This window comes from Mesorhizobium sp. M0701 (assembly GCF_040320365.1).
Classification (GTDB): Bacteria; Pseudomonadota; Alphaproteobacteria; order Rhizobiales; family Rhizobiaceae; genus Mesorhizobium.
The window spans coordinates 25346-43797 of sequence record NZ_JAMYPO010000046.1 but is presented as its reverse complement, the minus strand read 5'-3'; the positions used below and the strand labels follow the sequence as shown (position 1 = coordinate 43797).

17 protein-coding genes, 1 tRNA gene and 1 pseudogene are annotated in these 18452 nt (G+C 61.2%); 17 read left to right on the top strand and 2 right to left on the bottom strand.

Annotated elements, in window-relative coordinates; all coding sequences use genetic code 11:
• Positions 1-3: 3 nt before the first annotated feature.
• The 16 genes and pseudogenes from selA to NKI24_RS36045 all read left to right on the top strand — a co-directional run bounded on the left by selA (position 4) and on the right by NKI24_RS36045 (position 15905).
• On the top strand, positions 4-1425 hold the full coding sequence (selA, locus tag NKI24_RS29800) for an L-seryl-tRNA(Sec) selenium transferase (RefSeq protein ID WP_352750141.1): 1422 nt from the start codon (positions 4-6) through the stop codon (positions 1423-1425).
• The gene (locus tag NKI24_RS29795; protein WP_352750140.1) at positions 1412-2200 is read left to right on the top strand and encodes a tetratricopeptide repeat protein; all 789 of its coding nucleotides are present in this window, start codon (positions 1412-1414) and stop codon (positions 2198-2200) included. Before selA ends, NKI24_RS29795 begins: the two co-directional genes overlap by 14 nt.
• Positions 2197-4032 (top strand): annotated as a pseudogene (gene selB, locus NKI24_RS29790) (selenocysteine-specific translation elongation factor); the annotation flags it as partial. The gene NKI24_RS29795 and the pseudogene selB, both read left to right, overlap by 4 nt.
• A gap of 123 nt (positions 4033-4155) precedes the next feature.
• Positions 4156-4251, top strand: a tRNA-Sec gene (locus NKI24_RS29785).
• A 162-nt stretch (positions 4252-4413) separates the two neighbouring features.
• Positions 4414-4722, top strand: coding sequence for a hypothetical protein (locus tag NKI24_RS29780; protein WP_352451688.1), 309 nt, complete (start codon positions 4414-4416; stop codon positions 4720-4722).
• A 716-nt stretch (positions 4723-5438) separates the two neighbouring features.
• Positions 5439-5906, top strand: a complete 468-nt coding sequence (locus NKI24_RS29775; protein WP_352750139.1) for a Ros/MucR family transcriptional regulator — start codon at positions 5439-5441, stop codon at positions 5904-5906.
• A gap of 1098 nt (positions 5907-7004) precedes the next feature.
• Complete coding sequence (locus tag NKI24_RS29770) at positions 7005-7484, top strand: transposase (RefSeq protein WP_502901499.1); 480 nt, start codon at positions 7005-7007, stop codon at positions 7482-7484.
• Positions 7477-8145 (top strand): FMN reductase, encoded by a 669-nt coding sequence (gene msuE / locus NKI24_RS29765; protein WP_502901498.1) that lies wholly within the window; start codon positions 7477-7479, stop codon positions 8143-8145. Before NKI24_RS29770 ends, msuE begins: the two co-directional genes overlap by 8 nt.
• 222 nt (positions 8146-8367) lie before the next feature.
• Entirely contained in the window at positions 8368-9330 is a 963-nt protein-coding gene (locus NKI24_RS29760; RefSeq protein ID WP_352678655.1) for a LysR family transcriptional regulator, read from the top strand.
• A 196-nt stretch (positions 9331-9526) separates the two neighbouring features.
• Positions 9527-10540, top strand: a complete 1014-nt coding sequence (locus NKI24_RS29755) for an amino acid ABC transporter substrate-binding protein (protein ID WP_352750138.1) — start codon at positions 9527-9529, stop codon at positions 10538-10540.
• Between the two features lie 130 nt (positions 10541-10670).
• Positions 10671-11798 carry an amino acid ABC transporter permease gene (locus NKI24_RS29750; RefSeq protein ID WP_352750137.1) on the top strand — a complete coding sequence of 376 codons (1128 nt, stop codon included), beginning with the start codon at positions 10671-10673 and terminating at the stop codon, positions 11796-11798.
• Positions 11799-11801: 3 nt separating this feature from the next.
• Positions 11802-12941: an amino acid ABC transporter permease gene (locus NKI24_RS29745; RefSeq protein WP_352750136.1), complete on the top strand. Its 1140-nt coding sequence runs from the start codon at positions 11802-11804 to the stop codon at positions 12939-12941.
• A gap of 12 nt (positions 12942-12953) precedes the next feature.
• Positions 12954-13733, top strand: a complete 780-nt coding sequence (locus NKI24_RS29740) for an amino acid ABC transporter ATP-binding protein (RefSeq protein WP_502901500.1) — start codon at positions 12954-12956, stop codon at positions 13731-13733.
• 62 nt (positions 13734-13795) lie between these two features.
• Positions 13796-15028 carry a MalY/PatB family protein gene (locus tag NKI24_RS29735; protein ID WP_352750134.1) on the top strand — a complete coding sequence of 411 codons (1233 nt, stop codon included), beginning with the start codon at positions 13796-13798 and terminating at the stop codon, positions 15026-15028.
• A 134-nt stretch (positions 15029-15162) separates the two neighbouring features.
• A complete protein-coding gene (locus NKI24_RS36050) occupies positions 15163-15618 on the top strand; it encodes an aspartate/glutamate racemase family protein (protein ID WP_502901497.1) in 456 nt (151 codons plus the stop codon).
• A gap of 17 nt (positions 15619-15635) precedes the next feature.
• Complete coding sequence (locus NKI24_RS36045; protein WP_502901496.1) at positions 15636-15905, top strand: 3-methyl-2-oxobutanoate hydroxymethyltransferase; 270 nt, start codon at positions 15636-15638, stop codon at positions 15903-15905.
• 187 nt (positions 15906-16092) lie between these two features.
• Here NKI24_RS36045 and NKI24_RS29725 read toward each other — a convergent pair whose 3' ends face one another.
• Both NKI24_RS29725 and NKI24_RS29720 read right to left on the bottom strand, forming a co-directional pair.
• Positions 16093-16515, bottom strand: coding sequence for a RidA family protein (locus NKI24_RS29725; protein WP_352750148.1), 423 nt, complete (start codon positions 16513-16515; stop codon positions 16093-16095).
• A gap of 59 nt (positions 16516-16574) precedes the next feature.
• Positions 16575-17423, bottom strand: coding sequence for an SDR family oxidoreductase (locus NKI24_RS29720; protein ID WP_352750133.1), 849 nt, complete (start codon positions 17421-17423; stop codon positions 16575-16577).
• Between the two features lie 97 nt (positions 17424-17520).
• Here NKI24_RS29720 and NKI24_RS29715 point away from each other — a divergent pair, with 97 nt between their 5' ends.
• Complete coding sequence (locus NKI24_RS29715; RefSeq protein WP_352750132.1) at positions 17521-18423, top strand: LysR family transcriptional regulator; 903 nt, start codon at positions 17521-17523, stop codon at positions 18421-18423.
• Positions 18424-18452: the final 29 nt, after the last annotated feature.

The window sequence follows — 18452 nt, the reverse complement described above, 5'->3', positions numbered from 1 at the left end:
ACGATGACCGCTTCATCCGCAAACCCTTTGCGCAATCTTCCGTCGGTCGACCAAGTGCTGAGGACCCCGCTGGCGGCGGCCGCAATCGAGCGCTTCGGACGGCAGGCCGCGACGGAGGCCATTCGCCGAGCCGTCGCCGATGCGCGAATGGCCTCCCGCAATGCCGCAGCCGTCGTGCCGGAGGCAAACGATCTTGCCGGCGACGCGCTCGTGCAGCTCAGGGACGGCGAACGCTCTTCCCTGCGCCCCGTTTTCAACCTGACCGGAACGGTGCTGCATACCAATCTCGGACGAGCCCTCCTCGCGAAAGAGGCGGTCGAGGCTGTTCGGCTGGCGATGCGCGAAGCGGTGGCTCTCGAATTCGATGTCGAGAAAGGCGAGCGCGGCGAACGGGACGATCATCTTCGATCGCTCGTTTGCGAGCTGACCGGAGCCGAGGATGCAACCGTCGTCAACAACAACGCGGCTGCCGTCCTTCTCGTGCTCAACACGCTGGCGCTCGGTCGCGAAGCGATCGTTTCGCGAGGCGAGTTGATCGAGATCGGCGGCTCTTTCCGGATGCCCGAGATCATGACGCGCGCCGGCGCCAGGCTTGTCGAGGTCGGCACCACCAACCGCACGCATCGCAAAGACTATGTCGCGGCGATCGGCCCGGAGACCGGGCTCATCCTCAAGGTGCACACGTCGAACTACCGGGTCGAAGGATTCACGGCCGAGATCCGGGCACCCGAGCTCGCTTCAATCGCAAAGGCGCATGGGGTACCGCTGGTCCATGATCTCGGTTCGGGCACGCTGGTCGATCTAGCCCGCTACGGCCTTGGGCGCGAGCCGACCGTGCGCGAGGCGGTCGCCGACGGCGCCGATCTCGTCACATTCTCCGGCGACAAGCTGCTTGGCGGTCCGCAGGCGGGTTTCATCGTCGGCCGCAGGGACCTGCTCACAGCGATCAGCCGCAACCCGATGAAGCGGGCGCTCAGGGTCGACAAGCTTCGTCTGGCCGCGCTCGAGGCGACGTTGAAGCTCTACCGCGACCCCGACCGCCTGGCCGAGCGCCTGCCGACGCTAAGGCTGCTCTCGCGCTCGGTGAGGGAGATTGCAGCGCAGGCAAAGCGCCTTGCTCCCCTGGTTGCTGACGCCGTGGGCGAAGCCTTTGCGGTCGACACGCTGGAGTGCCGGAGCCAAGTCGGATCCGGCGCGCTGCCGCTCGAAACCGTGCCAAGCGCCGGGCTTGCTCTCAAGCCGCGCTCAGGGAGCGGCCGGTCGCTCGAAGCGCTTGCGGCTGCGCTGCGTGGGCTGGGCGTCCCCGTGATCGGGCGCATCGAAAACCAGGCGCTCGTGCTCGATTTCCGCTGCCTGGAAGACGAGGCGAACTTCGTCGCCAATCTAGCCGGCTTAAATCCGGGAGGAACCGATGCGCTGGCTTGACCGCCTTGCGCGCCGCCCAGCCGAGAGGCCTGTGGCCGCACGCATGACCGAGGCCCTCGAAGCCGCGCGGCGAGGCGATCATGCCGTGGCTCTCTCCATATGGGAGCCGCTGGCTCACCGGGGCGTTGCCCGCGCTCAGAACAATATCGGCGCCTGCTTCGCCGAAGGGCTCGGCGTCGAGCGTGATGCGGATATGGCCTTTCGCTGGCTGGCGCTCGCCGCCGAGGCAGGGGATCCTGTCGGGCAAAGGAACTTGGCGTCGCTCTATTTCCGCGGCGAAGGCGTCGAGCAGGACTTTCGCCGGGCGGCCGAGCTCTATCGGGCCGCAGCGGAAACTGGCGACGGACCGGCGCAGGATATGCTGAGCTGGATGCTGCTGGAGGGCGAAGTGATGGCTCCCGATGCCGGCGAGGCGCGACGCTGGGCGCTTGCCGCGGCCGATCAGGGCATCGCATCCGCTATGACCCGGATCGGCATGCTTTATCACAATGCGCTCGGCGTGCCGCGCGATCCGGACGAGGCTGTCCGCTGGTGGCGCCGTGCTGCCATGCGAGGAGACGCCGAAGGGCAGGCAATGCTCGGCGCCGCCTGCCATCTTGGTACGGGCGTGCCGGCTGACGCGGTCGAGGCGCTGGTTTGGCTCCTGCGTGCCGAGGCAGGCGGCAGCGCCCTTGCCCGCCGCTATCTGGCTGCGGTGCGGGCCGAATTGAGCGCGGGCGATGCCGCCGAGGCCGAGCGTCGCGCCGCCGCGCCGTTGCCGGAGACCGCATCATGATCGTCGGCACGGCGGGACATGTCGATCATGGCAAAACTGCGCTGGTGCATGCGCTGACCGGTATAAACACCGATCGTTTGCAGGAGGAAAAGACACGCGGCATGACCATCGATCTCGGCTTCGCCTATTTGCCGGTGCTGGGTGGGGATAGCATCGGTTTCGTCGATGTTCCCGGCCACGAGCGTTTCGTACACACGATGCTCGCCGGCGCCAGCGGCATCGACTTCGTGTTGCTCGTGGTGGCCGCCGACGACGGCGTCATGCCGCAAACCCGGGAGCATCTCGCCATCGTCGACCTGCTCGGTGTCAAGCGCGGCGCCGTCCTGCTCACGAAATGCGATCTGGCCGGTCCCGAGCGCCGCACCGCGGTGGCGAGCGATATCCGCTCGGTGCTTGCCGGGACGATGCTTGCCGAGGCCCCCCTGATTCCCGTCTCGGTCGTTACAGGCGAAGGTATCGATGAACTCAGGTATCTCTTGGTCGAGGAGGCGTCGCATCTTGCCCGGCGTGCAGTCTCGGGCCGTTTTCGACTAGCGGTGGACCGTTCGTTCACGCTGCGCGGCGTGGGCACCGTCGTGACGGGCACCGTGCTTTCGGGTTCTCTCGGTACTGGGGACAACGTGGTTGTAAGCCCGTCAGGATTGCTTGCGCGGGTTCGATCGATCCACGCCCAGAACCGGCCGACTGAACGTGGTCGGGCGGGAGACCGTTGCGCGCTCAATCTGACCGGCGAAAGGGTTTTCAAGGAGGCGATCCAGCGCGGCGACGTAATTGTCGATCCGAAGCTTCACGCGCCGTCGGACCGGATCGATGCAAGCCTTCGCGTTCTGCCGGGTGAACGCAAGCCGATCGGCCAATGGTTTCCGGTGCGGCTCCACCATGCCGCGACGGAGGTGGGGGCACGCATCGTACTCCTCGGAGACGAACCGATCGGGCCTGGCGGCACGGCCAATGTTCAATTGGTGCTGGACAGTCCGATCGCGGCCACTGCCGGAGACGTTTACGTGGTGCGCGACACCTCCGCGCAGCGAACCATCGGCGGCGGACATTTTCTCGATCTGCGGGCGCCCAGCCGCAAACGCCGCGCGCCGGAACGGCTGGTCCAACTCGATGCCCATGCGCTATTGGCGCCCGAACTGGCCGCCGCCGCACTCCTTGATGCGCCGCCCCACTATTTCGACCTGAAGGCTTTCGCGCGCGACAGGGCGCTCAGTGACTGCGAGACGGAAGGCCTGATCGATCAACTCGGGCTTGTCCGTTTTGCCGTCGGAGAAATGCACCTCGTGCTGTCGCCGGAGCGCTGGTTGCGATTCAAGCGCGACTTGGCCGCGACCCTGGAGAACTTCCATGCCGACAATCCGGATTTGCCGGGCGTAGGAATGGAGAGACTGCGTATTGGGCTTGATCCACGTCTGCCGGCCCCCTCTTTCATAGCAGTTCTGCGGAGCCTTTCGCACGCTGGAGAAGTTGCCTTGGACGGCGCCTGGGTGCGGCTGCCCGGTCATGAGGCGCACCTGACGGCAAAGGATGAAACTTTCTGGCTGCAGATCCAGCCTCTCATCGGCGGACCCGAACGGTTCCATCCGCCGAGAGTGTGGGATATTGCCGAGGTGCTGGCCGCGCCGGCGACGGAAATCCGGCGACTTCTGAAGCTTGCCGGCCGCATGGGGAAGGTCCATGAGGTCGCTCATGACCACTTCTTCCAGCGCGAGGCGTTGGCGCAGATCGTGGAGATCGCGCGCGACCTCGCTGCGTCGATGCCCACAGACGAGTTCACCGCTGCTCAATTTCGCGATCGCGTGGGCAGCGGACGCAAGATCGCCATCCATATCCTCGAATTTCTCGATCGGCACGGCGTGACGCTGCGGCGGGGAGACTTGCGCCGTCTGAACAGGCGCAGGCTGGACCTGTTCCGCCTGACAGGCGAGGGTGAGCCGCCGATGGCGCAAATTTCTGGAGGAGCATCGTCCCCGGTGGGGCGTCCGGACTTCAAATCCGGGAGGGGCCGCGAGTCGGTCTCTGGTGGGTTCGACTCCCACTCTCTTCCGCCATCCTAGTGAGCCAAGATGAACCCGACGGCTTCCTTTCTGAATGACCTGAAAACGACGGCTGAGACCGCCAGGACAACCGAGGCAAGCTTCAGGCGACAAGCGGCCAATCAGATCGCGGTTCTGGAACAGGAGCGCGCTTTCGCCTTCAGGCGGCTCAATCTCATGCAGGCGATCTCGGACGCCGTGGCCTCAGCCGAAAGTGAGGAGATCGCCGTGGCCAGCGCTTTGGCCGTCCTGCGCTTGCGGCTCGGCTGGAACGCGGACAGCGAGGCGCGCACGGAAGCGATCACGCATTTTGGCCCCGTTGCGCTTGCGTTGTTCCAGGCTGCGAAGCTGCCCGAGGACGAACCCGCCACCAATATCGGCGAGGCCCTTGCGATTTTTGAGCATTGGTACTCCGAATCCCGGGGATCGTCGTTCTGGTTGCTATTCGAGCACCAGATCGTGGACACGCCGCTGGTCGACTTTTGACCGACGGACTTTTCGGCATACCCGGATGTGAAAGCAGAGAGCGCAACGTCGCTTTTTTACCGACGACACGATGCGGTAACCGGCGCCTCGGTTACCGCCGCAAGCAGCTGCTTGGGCGCGGACGCCGGAAGGCGTTCACTCCCATGACATGGGAGCCATATTCGAGCCTTATGTCGTCGAGGTTGGCCGGCTACCTAGAGATCGCGCGCGCTCTCAAGCCAGGGGATATGTGACAGGACGAAAGGCGCTCGGCGCCAGGAACGGCGCGCAAGAAGACAGAGAGCAATTAGCAGGTGGCCCGCGGAGCGCGCGACTCGATGGAAGGGCATGGGTGTCACCCCACCAAAGCTGGTGCAGAACTGCGACGAAGCGAAAGGCCCACCACGTCTGGGCATTGTTCCGCTCCGAGGCTTCATCATGGCTCTTTGATAATGGCAGGAGCAATCAAGGTGCTCATTGTCAGGTATCCCGCAATTCGTATAGGCCGCCATGGTTCTTGTTGCACAGTTCTTTGAAGGCGGACTCTGCTTCCCGCGGGATCGTCTTCTCGTACTCACGCCATTTAGGGAGGCAGCCTTTGTCCCCGGGGAGCTTCGTATAGGTCGGGCAGCCCTGGCGGCCGGTCGATGATCCCGAGCATTTCGTTCTGTGGACCTGCTTCTTGCGCGATCCGAGTTTCCCCCATACGAAAGCGGACTTGCAATAGGAGTTGATGAATGACCGAAGAGAAGAATCGCCAGAACGCGGAATTGATGGAATTGACCGCGGATATTGTCGCGGCGTTTGTCCAAAATAACGCAGTGCCCGTAGCAAGCCTGCCCGATCTGATTTCTTCGGTAAACTCCGCTCTCGTTAGCTTAGTCAAGCCAGCTGAAGTCGAGCAGCCAACACAGAACCCGGCGGTCAATCCCAAAAAGTCTGTGTTTCCCGACCACATCATTTCGTTGGAAAACGGGCGCAAGTTCAAGTCGATGAAACGGCACTTGGGCTTGCTTGGCATGACGCCTGACGAGTATCGAGCCAAGTGGGGGTTGGCGCGGGACTATCCTATGGTGGCACCAAGCTACGCAGCACAGCGATCGGAGCTGGCGAAGTCGATCGGACTTGGTCGCAAGGCGGGCGCAAAAATGCCCGCCAAGAAGCCCCCGGGCAAGAAGGTAGCAGCCAAGCGGGTGAAGGCCTAAGACCCAGCCTCAGGCAAGCGGACCAATGCAATGACACGCCAATCATTGCCGAAGAGCTTGAAAGCGCGGCCGATCGCATCGCAGACATTTCGCGCGCGGATCTGCAGATCATTCTGCGTCGCGCTGCATTGATGCTCAGAAATATGACAGGCGTGCCGCTGGAACCGGCAACTCATGACGGCTCTGAAGTCCATTGCTGCTGAATGAGAGTCGGCGGATCAGACCTACTTCAGGTCATCTTGTGCGAGTGGCTCGAAACAACGCGATCCCCGGGGGGTCAGGAATTGGTGATGATTCGTTTCCGACGCTTGATCGAAATCAGATGGGAACGACGGGTTATCTGGAGAGACCAGAGCGAAGCGCTCCCGTCCATTCACTGTCCTCATCGAATTCGCGTACCGGGAGTAAGACGCGACTTCGACACATCGGCGAACGGATCAAAAGCTGCCCCCAGTCTCAGCGACGGGTCCTTACGATATGGCTCTGCTGGGCCTTCTTTGACCGATCGCAACTCTGTTATTATCGGATGGGAGTCCTTCAGCGAAGTGAGCGAGTAGTCAACTTGTCGCCACATGGGCAACTTCATCCGGTCGTTCGAGCCGCCCCCTCATATCATTCGGGAACGCGAACTTTCGACCGCGGGGGAAGTTCGCCCGCTCGCGGCCGCCCTTGTGCCAATCACGTCGCTACTGCCCTGCATTGTACAGCGGCGTCGCAGCACATGGGCGGTGGTCGTTAACACGCTGGGGTTCGGAGCGATGGGCTTCCTGGTCCTTGCATTTGCGCTTGCCTAGGTCCTCAAAACGCCGAACCATCCCTGCAGCAGATGGTGGCCGCGATTTTGGTTCCCGGAGTTCACCGTCTCTCAGCGCGGCCTCCGGTACTGGCCCTGCCATAGGGGTGGCGCCAGAAGACGCCCAGGAACGACTGCAACGATGGCGATGACGACAGATATGCACCAGGCTGCAGCCTCTGCTTCTTGAGGCACTGCGCTACCGCGCAGGGGAGCAGGGGTTTCTGCCCGTATTGACTAAGCCCCGTAAGCCCTTGATGTTGCGTGCTGGAGCATAGATATTTGGCGTCGCTGTGGAGTATCTCATGGCCGATCTCAAGGAAACCGAATCGTCCGCGCCGACCGAAGTGCCGGTGAAAGAACAGACATCTGGCACCAAGAAAACGGCGTCGAAGCCGAAGAAAGCAACCGGGCAGCAGACGCGTGCCGTGCGGACCAGAGCGGCCAAGTCGGGCAAGCCGGTGCCTTCAGCAGAAGCGGTCGCTTCCGCCACAGTCCGGAAAGCGCGGAAAATATACTCTGCAGAGGAGCGTGCCCAAAAGCTCGGAGAGGTCGAGAAGCAGACAAGCCGGGGGGAGAGCACCAAGGCCGCTGTCAAGAAAGCAGGAATATCGGAACAGACCTACTATCACTGGAAGAAGGCTGCCGGGCAGGCGGCGCCGCATAGCGACGAGCTCAAGGATCTGCTGAGGCTTGAAGAGGAGAATGCCCGGCTGAAGAAGCTCCTCGCCGACCGGCTCCGCAAGGAAAATGCCGATCTCAGGAAGAAGCTCGGGCTTGATTGAGCCGGTTCTTGGGGAAAGCTGCGCCGTTGGTCGGGCGCCGAATGCACTTGTGCCGCCTGAGTTTCGACGCCGCTCTTTTCTAGCTGAGCTGCTGCGGCAGAACATCGTCGTGCTTTCAGGCAACACCCACAGGCCGTCGAAATCACGAACGCTGGCGCATCATCTGGGGGAGGCGCTGCGCGAAAGATTATCCGTCACGGTGAATTTCCTCGATCTGGTCGACGCCGGCCGCGGTTTGGGTGCAGCATTCACGCGGCAGGAATTGACGCCGGAGGCGCTGAGTGTCTTGGGGGCTGTCGAGCAGGCTGACGCGCTGATCGTCACGACGCCGGTCTACAACGGCTCCTATGCGGGCCTCTTCAAACATCTGTTCGATCTCATCGATCCGCTGGCGCTCGTCGACCGGCCGGTCCTGATCGGCGCGACGGGTGGTGGCCAGCGCCACGCTCTGGTGGTCGAGCATCAGCTTCGCCCCCTGTTCGGCTTCTACTCGGCCCTGACGGTGCCAAGCGCCGTCTATGGCAGTGACAGCGACTTTGCCGACGGCAAGCTCACGGACCCGCAGGTTCTGGCGCGGGCCGGGCAGGCGGTGGACCAGTTCGCCACCCTGGTTTCGGCACGGCAGCCGAAGCGCCAACAGGTCAGTCTGGCCTCAGCCTAAGGGGCAGCGAGTCGTAGACGTCCCTGGTCCTTAGGTTCGCCAGACCATACGAGAGAATGCGAAGGAAATGGGTTGGCGAACCCTCCGCTAACCTATTGATTTCCCAATACGGAACGTTGACCCTGCAGGTCGAAGGGTCGCATTTGTTCGCCATGGCATCGTTCGCGCGTTGGAAGCGATGTTAGCATGCGGGCGAGGCATGATGAAAACGGGGAAGGTCTCATGAGTTTCGATGATATCGATCTCAATTTGCTGAGAGTGTTCGACGTGATGATGCGTGAAAGGAGCGTAACGCGCGCAGCTGCCGAATTGGGAAGAACACAATCAGCTGTAAGTCATTCCCTATCAAAACTTCGGTATTTATTGCAGGACGAATTGTTCACGAGAGACGGGGGCGAAATGCGACCAACCCCTCGGGCAGTGGAGTTGCTGTCAGATATTTCTGCTGCGCTGGCGACGATCCGCGCGTCGATCGACCGGCATCAGATTTTCAATCCAGCAACGACGCGACGCAACTTTCGCGTGGGACTCACTGACTATCACGCCATGATATTCATCCCAGGGCTCATTCGAGAATTTTCGAGGCAAGCGCCTGGCGCGACGCTGAACGTCATTCCCGCAAACGGACCCGAAATCGGTTCATCGGTCTATTTGAGACAAGTCGACTGTGCACTGACGGGAGCGGCAATACGCGACGACCCAGGTCTCTTGAAGGTGGAGCTTGGCCAGGATCGATTGTTTTGCGCGGTGTGGAGTGGAAGCAAGATCGCCAGGAACGCAATGACACTGGAAACATATTTGGCCAGTTCTCACCTGCAGATTTCCGCAGATGGTCTGGCAGAAGGCCTCGCGGATGCCGCCCTCAAGCAGCATGGTCTCCGGCGCAATGTCGTTGCGACCATCTCGAATTATCTGGTGCTGCCCTGGGCGCTTCGCGGCACTGAACTGATTACTCATTGCGGCGATGCAATCCTGCAAATGCTGGACGAGAGGAGTGAGGTGACGTTGGTCCCGCCGCCCCTTCCCGTATCGAATGTGAATGCCTGGCTCATTGTTCACCGCCAGATGGCGAATGACCCGGGTACCAAATGGCTCCGGGAAATAATCATGAGCATCTACAACGAATCGCGGACCGAGAGAGACCAAGGGTCAACTGTCGGAGCACCGGGGTTGGCTGCACCATAGGTCGCGCGCGCCGTCGCTCATTCGATTAGCCCGCCCCAAGCAAACTAGCCCGATCAGCACTCAAGCTCCCTTTCACCCGAGAGCGAGTGCCTCCTCGATTATGAATGACGCTCATTTTCGCAATGAGAACAGTCAATTTGACGAATAGTCATACTTGAGGCCACATTCCCTTCAACAAAAACAGGGGAATACCGAAATGAGATCGATGTTTAAGGGCTTTCTTGCCCTCGCTATCGCGTGCACCGCCTCCTCGGCGTCGTCCGCAACCCTCGACAATGTCAAGAAAAATGGCGTGCTGACGTGTGGCACAAATTCGGCCACGGCTGGCTTCAGCCTTCCCGATAATGAAGGCAAATGGACCGGATTTGTGGTCGACTATTGTCGCGCCGTGGCCGCTGCCGTGCTCGGGGATGCGCAAAAGGTTAAGTTCATCCCATTGACGCCAAAAGATCGCTTCACCGCCTTGCAGTCGGGGGAGATCGACATTCTTGCACACAACGCAACATGGACATCGTCGCGCGATACGTCGCTCGGCATCCTGTTTGCGGGGACGTACTTCTATGACGGTCAGGGATTTATGGTGCGCAAGGCGGACAACATCACATCAGCCAAGGGGCTCGAGGGCGCATCGATTTGCGTCACCCAGGGCACCACGACCGAGTTGAACCTTGCCGACTATTTTCGCTCGCAGTCGATCAAGTACACCACGGTTGGTTTCGCCGACGAGGAAGCTGTCGTGAAGGCTTACGAGGAGGGGCGTTGCGACGTCCTGTCGGCGGACACCTCCACCTTGAACGCATCGCGGCTTCGCATGGCCAAGCCGGACGACAGCATCGTTCTTCCCGAACTGATCTCCAAGGAGCCGCTTGGCCCGGCAGTGCGGCAGGGAGACGACCAGTGGTTCAATGTGGCTAAGTGGACGCTTTACGTCATGGTGGCCTCCGAAGAATACGGGGTCACCTCCAAAAACGTTGATGCGATGAAGTCGTCGGACAATCCCAGCATCCGCCGTCTGCTTGGCGTGGAAGGCAGCATCGGCAAGGACATCGGGCTCGCCGACAACTGGCCGGTCGAGGTGATCAAACAGGTCGGTAACTACGGCGAAGTGTTTGATCGGAATGTCGGCAAGGACTCCCCGCTGAAAATGGAGCGCGGCATGAACGCGCTCTGGAACAAAGGCGGCGTTCAGTACGCTCCGCCGATTCGCTAGGCAAAGCATGGTTGCAAGGCGCTGGCGCGTTACCGCCAGCGCCTTGCACAGATCCCGATAGGAACACGCCATGTCCGATTTGTCGCTTCCAGCGCCCTCGCGCAGGAGCCTATCGCTGCACGATACGAAAGTGCGCGGCGTTTTCTACCAGCTCTTGCTCGCAGGTTGCCTGTTGGCTTTGGCCCTGGGCATCGGCATGCAGACCGCATCGAATATGCGCGTCCGGGGGATTCCGCTCTCATTCGATTTTTGGGGTGAGGCTGCCGGCTTCGACATCAATCAAACCCTGATACCGTACGATGCACTATCGACCTACGGTCAGGCGTTCTGGGTGGGAGTGGTCAATACCCTCTACGTCAGCTTCCTCGCAATCTTGCTGGCCACCTTGCTTGGCTTCGTCATCGGCGTTGCCCGCCTCTCGCCGAACTGGATCGTTTCGAAGGTGGCGACCGCCTATGTCGAGCTTGTGCGCAATGTCCCGTTATTGCTGCAGCTGCTGTTCTGGTACAACGCCGTCCTCAAGCCGTTGCCTTCCCCGAAGGCGTCCATCGCCATCCCCGGCGGCATCTACCTCAACAATCGCGGCCTCATCATTCCGGAGATCCAGTGGCATCCGGGGGCGGGGCTTGTGGGCCTGGCATTCGTGGCGGCCGTTTTCTGCTGCATTGCATTCTGGTTCCGCGCCAAGAGTGTCCAGAAACGAACTGGCAAGCAGTTGCCGGTGCTTTTGGTCAGTTTGGCGACCTTGATAGGATTTCCGCTGATCGTGTTCCTGGCGGCTGGCGAGCCGGTCTCGTTTGTCGCGCCGCAGCTGCGGGGTTTCAATTTTCAAGGCGGGCATCAGCTCTATCCAGAGTTTGCCGCTCTCCTGATCGGTCTATCGGTCTATACCGCATCTTACATCGCCGAGATCGTCCGGAGTGGAATCCAGGCAGTGCCAAAGGGCCAGAGCGAGGCTGCATATGCGCTGGGGCTGGCGCCGGGCAAGACGCTTCGCCTTGTCGTTGTTCCGCAGGCGCTGCGTATTATCATCCCGCCTTTGACAAGCCAGTATCTCAATCTAATCAAGAACTCGTCGCTTGCGGTGTTCATCGGCTATCCCGACCTCGTTCAGATCTTTGCCGGGACGGTACTCAACCAGACCAGCGCCGCCGTCCAGGTCATGGCGATCACCTTGTCCGTCTATCTCGTTATCTCCCTTGCCACGTCGTTGGCCATGAACGCGTGTAACCGACATTTTGCGATCGTCGAGAGGTGACGCATGAGCGATCAGTCCATGCATTCGCCAGTTGTCAGCAGCGCGCCCATACCAGCGATGGCGCCCCCCGCTGACGTTTGGCCGGGTCCAGTGACCTGGATGAAAAAGAATCTGTTTTCGACGCCGTCTTCAGGCGCGCTGACAATATGCTTTCTCCTCTTCGCCGTGTGGCTGCTGCGTCACTTTCTGAGCTTTGCGATCTTCGACGCGGTCTGGAGCGGCGGTCGCGAGGCTTGCCGCACGAACAGCCAAGGAGCTTGCTGGCCTTTCATTGCCGAGAAGTTCGACTACCTGCGATACGGCGCGTACCCGGCTTCCGAGCGGTGGCGCGTTGATCTCGCACAGGCTATCGGCGCCATCCTCATCGTTTGGCTCCTGTGGACGAAGGCTCCGCGGCGCAAAGTGGCGGCGTTGCTATTCTTCCTTGTCTACCCCGTTGCCGCGTTCGTTCTCGTGCGCGGGGTCGCCTGGCTCCATTTGTCTGTCATCGATACGACGCTCTGGGGCGGTCTCCTGATCACGCTGCTGATGTCGATTGTGGGCATCGTCTTCTCGCTTCCGATCGGGGTTATCCTGGCGCTTGGACGCAGGTCCGAACTCCCTTTCGTCAAGGCGGTTTGCGTCACATTCATCGAAGTCGTCCGGGGGGTGCCGTTTATCACGGTATTGTTCATGGCGAACTTCATGATGCCGCTCTTCGTCCCGGACTATCTGACGCCTGATCGTCTCCTGCGCCCGCTCATGGCGATAGCGCTGTTCTCGTCCGCCTATATGGCCGAAGTTGTGAGGGCCGGCCTTCAGGCGATCCCGAAGGGCCAATACGAGGCGGCGAAGGCGCTTGGGATCAGCTACTTCGACATAATGCGCCTGATCGTCCTCCCCCAGGCGTTGACGATCGTCATACCGAGCATTGTCTCCACCTTCATCGGTCTGTTCAAAGACACGACTCTGGTCGCCATCGTCGGCATCGCGGATTTCCTGAGGGCCGTCGAAACTGCGCGGGTCGATCCGAACTGGGCAGGCCCGACGATCTCCTCAACCGGCTACCTCTTTGCGGGACTGGTCTACTGGGGCTTTTGCTTCGGCATGTCCCGTTACTCGCAATCGATGGAGCGCAAATTGGCGCGCGGCCACAAATCCTAGGATGCGACGATGATGCCACAAGCAGTATATGCAGCGACGAAGGGACAGCCCTACAACAAGGCGATGGCCATCGAGCTGCGTGACGTCAACAAATGGTTTGGCTCATACCATGCGCTCAAGAACATCAGCCTCTCGGTGCCGCAGGGGCAACGCATCGTGATCTGCGGTCCTTCCGGGTCGGGCAAATCGACGATGATCCGTTGCATCAACCATCTCGAGGAGCATCAGTCAGGCGAGATCATCGTCAACGGCAAGGCGGTAACCGGGGATCTGCGCAAGATCGATGAAGTCCGCAGCAACGTCGGGATGGTTTTCCAGCACTTCAACCTGTTTCCCCATCTTACGGTGCTTGAGAATTGCACCCTTGCGCCGGTGTGGGTGAGAAACATGCCGCGGATGGCGGCCGAGGAATTGGCGCGCCACTATCTGGAGCGAGTCAAAATTGCGGAGAAGGCGGACAGCTACCCAGGGCAGCTGTCAGGCGGCCAGCAGCAACGCGCCGCGATAGCCCGGGCTCTCTGCATGAACCCAAAGATCGTGCTCTTCGACGAGCCAACCTCTGCCCTCGATCCGGAGATGGTCAAGGAAGTGCTGGACACGATGGTGTCGCTCGCCAGCGAAGGCATGACGATGCTGTGCGTGACGCATGAGATGGGCTTCGCACGGGAGGTGGCCGATCGCGTGGTGTTCATGGACCGCGGGGAGATCGTCGAGACCAACACGCCCCATCAGTTCTTCACCAACTCTAGGTCGGAACGGGCGCGGCAGTTTCTGGCGCAAATCCTCAAGTAGGGCCGTCCGCAGAGGCAAAGCGGCCGTGGCCGTGGCAATAGATTTTTTCAGGTGATTATCACATGGCTTGTGCAGACACGCCCGCATCGGCGGTTGGGCAACGAAATATTCCGAGAATTGATTTCGACCAAATCCACGATCGCCAGCAATTCGGATCCGTCAAATGGGCCAACCAGTGGGACGAGTTCTCTCCTCAGGTCGAAGGCCAGGACCTGCTGTCCCTATGGACAGCGGATATGGATTTCCGTGCCCCGGAAACCGTCATCGCGCGGCTGCGCCAGGCCGCGGACCATGGAATCTACGGCTACACACGACGCGATCCGCGCCACTATGAGATCGTGCAATCGTGGTTCACACGCCGGCACAATTGGTCACCGAAACTGGAGACCCTGCTTCCCGCGCCGGCGATCATGCCGTCTGTGGCTGCGATATTGCGAACCTTTACGAAGCCCGGTGACGGCGTCATTGTGCAGCCACCCGTGTACTCGCCCTATTTCGAAGTGGTTCAGGGAAACGGGCGGGCTCTGCTCACGAACCAGCTGAGGCTGCAGAACAACAGGTATGAGCTCGATCTGGAGGACTTCGAGAAACTGGCGGCCGGCGGCGCCAAGGCGTTCCTGCTGTGCAATCCTCACAACCCTGGCGGAATGGCCTGGACACGAGAAGAATTGTCTGCGCTGAACGACATTTGTGAGCGCCATGGGATCTTGGTCATATCCGACGACATTCACTGCGACATAAGGCTGTCGGATCGTCCCCACATCGTCTTCTCCTCCATCTCGGACGATGCTGCGGAGAAGTCGTTCATCTGCACCGCTCCAACGAAGACTTTCAATCTTGCCGGGGTGCCTTCGGCAACCATTTCGGTGGCGAGCAAAAAGCGCCGCGAGGCGCTCCTTGCCGCAATGCAGGCGTCATTCATGGTGAACGCGAACTTTTTCGGCCGCCTGGCTCTGGAGGTTGCCTACAGCACCGGCGCGCCCTGGCTCGATCAACTCTCAGGCTACATCGCCAGCAACATCGATCTGGTTTGCGAATTCGCCGGTAAACATCTCCCAGGCATCACGCCCATGCGGCCCGACGCGTCGTTTCTGGTGTGGTTGGACGCGCGCACACTCGATTGCAAAGTGGGTGGAATTCAGAAGTTCTTTGTCGATCAGGCCGGGGTCAATCTGTATGACGGCCGCGTCTATGGGCCTGGCGGCGAAGGTTTCATCCGCCTGAATGTCGGCTGCCCGCGTCCTCTGCTACGCCGAGGGCTGGAGCGGATGTCCAGCGCGCTGGCATCCTTGTGACTGAGCGGAACCAAGCCAGGATGCCCCGAATGCGAATTGCCATCATCAATCCCAACACGACCGCTTCGATGACCAGGGGGATCGTCGCAGCCGCCATGGCGGTGGCAGGCCCAGGGACGAGATAGTGGGCATGCATGCCAACGGCTGGACCTGAAGCGATCGAAGGGCCATTTGACGGTGCACTCTCCGTACCGGGCCTGCTCAAGCAGGTGGTCGCGGCGGAAATGGACAATGTCGACGCCATATATTGGCTGCTTAGACGATACGGGTCTCGACGCGGCAAGGGCCATCGCTACCAAGCCCGTCATCGGTATAGGCAAGGCTTCGCTTCATCCGTCAGCCTTGTCGCTCACAGCTTCTGTGTCGTGGCCACTCTGTCGCGTTCCGCGCCACTGATTGAAGACAACATTCGCCGTTACGGGTTCTCCCATCGCTTCCGGCGCGTGCTTGCCTCCGACATCCCGGTCCTCGAGTTGGAGAGATCTGAAAGTGGTGCCTCCGAACGAATTTCGGAGCTCATACGCGAAGGTGGAGGCATAGGCTGCTTTGGCGCCGAGCTGGAGGTGGTCTCCGACCGGTCGCCGAACTGATCACCTGGAATACACCGATGATCATGCTCGGCATGAGCGCCGGCCCAAATGCCGACGCGCAGTATTTGTTCAGCGAGGACGTGCTTGGCCACACCGCTGGCCACAGGCTGCGCCACGCCAAGACCTACCGCAACTTCGCCGCCGAATATGAGCGGCTGCAACGCGAGCGTATTGCCGCCTATCGCGAGCTCATATCCGACGTGCAGACGGGCGCTTTTCCCGAGCCGCAGCACGTGGTCCCGATCACAGATGAAGAGTTCTCGATCTTCAGCACCGCTCTCGAATAGAAAGCCAAGATACACAACAGGCTGCGAGATTCCCTTGCGGTACGCTGACCAAACGAACCTAATCTGTTCGGTCAGTTCACGACCTCGGTTCTCGCAGGTGGAGGTCAGCTATCTCCGCTCCGGACACAAAAGCTGACAGGCTGCCTTCGTGACCCAAATAGCCAATACAGAACTGCAGGGCGAGCGATCAGCGCTTGTCCGCCGGCTGGCTGCTCGTCGTCGAAGGGATGCGGGCGATGACCTTGATCTCGAAATCGAGGCCCGCAAGCCAATTGACGCCCACTGCGGTCCAGTTCGGGTAGGGAGGTGCACCGATTTCTTCCGCTCGGACGGCCAGAACTGTCTCGATCTGTTCGTCCGGGTTAGTGTGGAACGTTGTGACGTCGACGAGGTCGTCGAAGCTGCACCCGGCGGCCGCCAAGACCGCGCGCAGATTGGCGAAGGCCCGTCGAACCTGATCCTCGAATACGGGCTCAGGCGAGCCGTCCTCACGGCTCCCGACCTGACCCGACACGAAGAGAAGATCGCCGGACCGAATGGCAGCGGAATAGCGGTGGATATCGTATAACGCGTGCCGGTTGGCCGGGTAGACGGCGTCACGTGTAGGCATCTCATGTTCCTTTCTGTCTTGATAAGAGGTGGGCACGAGCAGCGGGCCGGAGCCGGGGGTCACAGCCGCGCCAACTCCTCGTCTGTGAAATCCGCCGCAACCGCGATGTCATTCTGCCGGTCGAGCTCCTCGATGCGTCCGCCGAGTGCCTTGCGGATGCCGGCATAGGCCTCGGCACCGAGCACCAGCCGTTTCGGGAGCGGACCATCCTGATCGGCAAGCCTGATCATTGCGTCCGTCATGCGGTCGGGGTCGCCCTTGATCACCCATGAGACACCCAGCGCCTCGCGGATCTGACCGGCGGGTGTTCCCTCATAGGCCGCGAGCGGCTTGGTCCGCGCGAGATTGCCGCCGAACCCGGTCCGCGCCGGCCCGGGTTCCACAAGGCTGAATTCGATGCCGAAGGGAGCAGCCTCCTGCGCCACGGACTCGACGAACCCCTCGATACCCCACTTGGTCGCGTGATAGAGGCTGAAAGCCGGATAGGCGATCTGGCCTCCCTCGCTCGATACCTGTAGAATCCGACCACCACCCTGGCTGCGCAGATGCGGCAACGCCGCCTGGATGAGCGTGATCGAGCCGATGAGATTGGTGTCGATGATGTCCCGAACCTGCACATCGCCAGCCTCTTCAGCCGCGCCGAGCAGGCCATAGCCAGCATTGCTGACGACGATGTCGATCCGAGCGGATGCCGCGAAGGCCCGGTCGACCGCGGCGCGGACCGAGCTCTGGTCCTTGAGGTCCATTGCGACGATGCGGAGCCGTTCGGGGTAACTTGCACGCAGGTCGGGAAGTGCGTCCTCGCTGCGGCTGGCACCGACAACGCGGTCTCCCCTGATCAGGGTCTTCTCCGCCAGCAGCCGGCCTAGACCGGAAGACACACCCGTTATGAGCCAGGTCTTTTCCATTTCTCATTTCTCCAATTGATCCCAGCAGGAGATAGGGCAATCGCATTGCGCGCATTAGCCGTTGAAATCGGCATGGGATAATGCAAAATCCCCATCAATGCCCCGCCCGTCGCTCAACGATCTCACCGCCTTCGTCGCCGTTGCCACACACCGCAGCTTCCGCCGCGCAGCGGACGAGATCGGCACGGCACCTTCCACATTGAGCCATGCGATGCGTGCGCTCGAGGAACGCATGGGCGTGCGACTTCTGAACCGCACCACACGGAGCGTCTCGCCGACAGAAGCCGGGTTCCGGTTGCTCGACCGTCTTCAGCCGGCGCTCGCCTCGCTGGACGAGGCGCTCGACAGCGTCGCGGGGTTCCGGGGCAATGTCGCAGGAACGGTCCGCCTCAACGCACCGCGATTGGTGGCCGGGCTTCTCGTTCGCGCGGTTCTTCCGCGGATGGCGGAGCGCCATCCGAACGTGACCGTGGACATCGTCGTCGAGGGACGGCTCATCGATATCGTGTCCAGCGGGTTCGATGCCGGCGTGCGCCTCATCACATCAATTCCCAAAGACATGACCGCCGTGCCGTTTGCACGCGCGTTGACGTTCATCTGTATCGCGTCGCCCGCCTATCTCGATCGCTTCGGGGCGCCGGGAACGCCCGAGGAATTGCAACGCCACCATTGCATCGGCCACCGTATGCCCAGCGGCAAGCTCTATAGATGGGAGTTCGAACGCGCAGGCCAGGAACTGGTGATCGGGGCAAACGGCCCCATCGTCCTTGATGACGAGGAACTGATGGTCGAAGCCGCAATAGAGGGTCTGGGCATCGCCTATGTGGCGGATTGGGCCGCCGAAGCGGCGTTGTCCGATGGCCGGCTGCGCAAGGTCCTGACCGCGTGGACGCCAGCACCGGAAGAAGTTGCGGTCTACTACCCCGGACATCGAGCCGTGCCGCCCGCCCTGCGGGCTTTTCTCGATGTTGTAAAGGACCTGCTGAAGAAAGAACCCTAACCAGATCAACGAAGCCGACGCCCTCGCGC

What these genes read in the sequence shown, in the direction of transcription:
- NKI24_RS29755 (WP_352750138.1), top strand. Translation starts at nt 9,527, where the DNA reads ATGAGATCGATGTTTAAGGGCTTTCTTGCCCTCGCTATCGCGTGCACC.
- NKI24_RS29745 (WP_352750136.1), top strand. Translation starts at nt 11,802, where the DNA reads ATGAGCGATCAGTCCATGCATTCGCCAGTTGTCAGCAGCGCGCCCATA.
- NKI24_RS36045 (WP_502901496.1), top strand. Translation starts at nt 15,636, where the DNA reads ATGATCATGCTCGGCATGAGCGCCGGCCCAAATGCCGACGCGCAGTAT.
- NKI24_RS29720 (WP_352750133.1), bottom strand. Translation starts at nt 17,423, where the DNA reads ATGGAAAAGACCTGGCTCATAACGGGTGTGTCTTCCGGTCTAGGCCGG.
- selA (WP_352750141.1), top strand. Translation starts at nt 4, where the DNA reads ATGACCGCTTCATCCGCAAACCCTTTGCGCAATCTTCCGTCGGTCGAC.
- NKI24_RS29795 (WP_352750140.1), top strand. Translation starts at nt 1,412, where the DNA reads ATGCGCTGGCTTGACCGCCTTGCGCGCCGCCCAGCCGAGAGGCCTGTG.
- NKI24_RS29725 (WP_352750148.1), bottom strand. Translation starts at nt 16,515, where the DNA reads ATGCCTACACGTGACGCCGTCTACCCGGCCAACCGGCACGCGTTATAC.
- NKI24_RS29735 (WP_352750134.1), top strand. Translation starts at nt 13,796, where the DNA reads ATGGCTTGTGCAGACACGCCCGCATCGGCGGTTGGGCAACGAAATATT.
- NKI24_RS29715 (WP_352750132.1), top strand. Translation starts at nt 17,521, where the DNA reads ATGCCCCGCCCGTCGCTCAACGATCTCACCGCCTTCGTCGCCGTTGCC.
- NKI24_RS29760 (WP_352678655.1), top strand. Translation starts at nt 8,368, where the DNA reads ATGAGTTTCGATGATATCGATCTCAATTTGCTGAGAGTGTTCGACGTG.
- NKI24_RS36050 (WP_502901497.1), top strand. Translation starts at nt 15,163, where the DNA reads ATGCCAACGGCTGGACCTGAAGCGATCGAAGGGCCATTTGACGGTGCA.
- NKI24_RS29775 (WP_352750139.1), top strand. Translation starts at nt 5,439, where the DNA reads ATGACCGAAGAGAAGAATCGCCAGAACGCGGAATTGATGGAATTGACC.
- NKI24_RS29770 (WP_502901499.1), top strand. Translation starts at nt 7,005, where the DNA reads ATGGCCGATCTCAAGGAAACCGAATCGTCCGCGCCGACCGAAGTGCCG.
- NKI24_RS29740 (WP_502901500.1), top strand. Translation starts at nt 12,954, where the DNA reads ATGCCACAAGCAGTATATGCAGCGACGAAGGGACAGCCCTACAACAAG.
- NKI24_RS29780 (WP_352451688.1), top strand. Translation starts at nt 4,414, where the DNA reads ATGCAGGCGATCTCGGACGCCGTGGCCTCAGCCGAAAGTGAGGAGATC.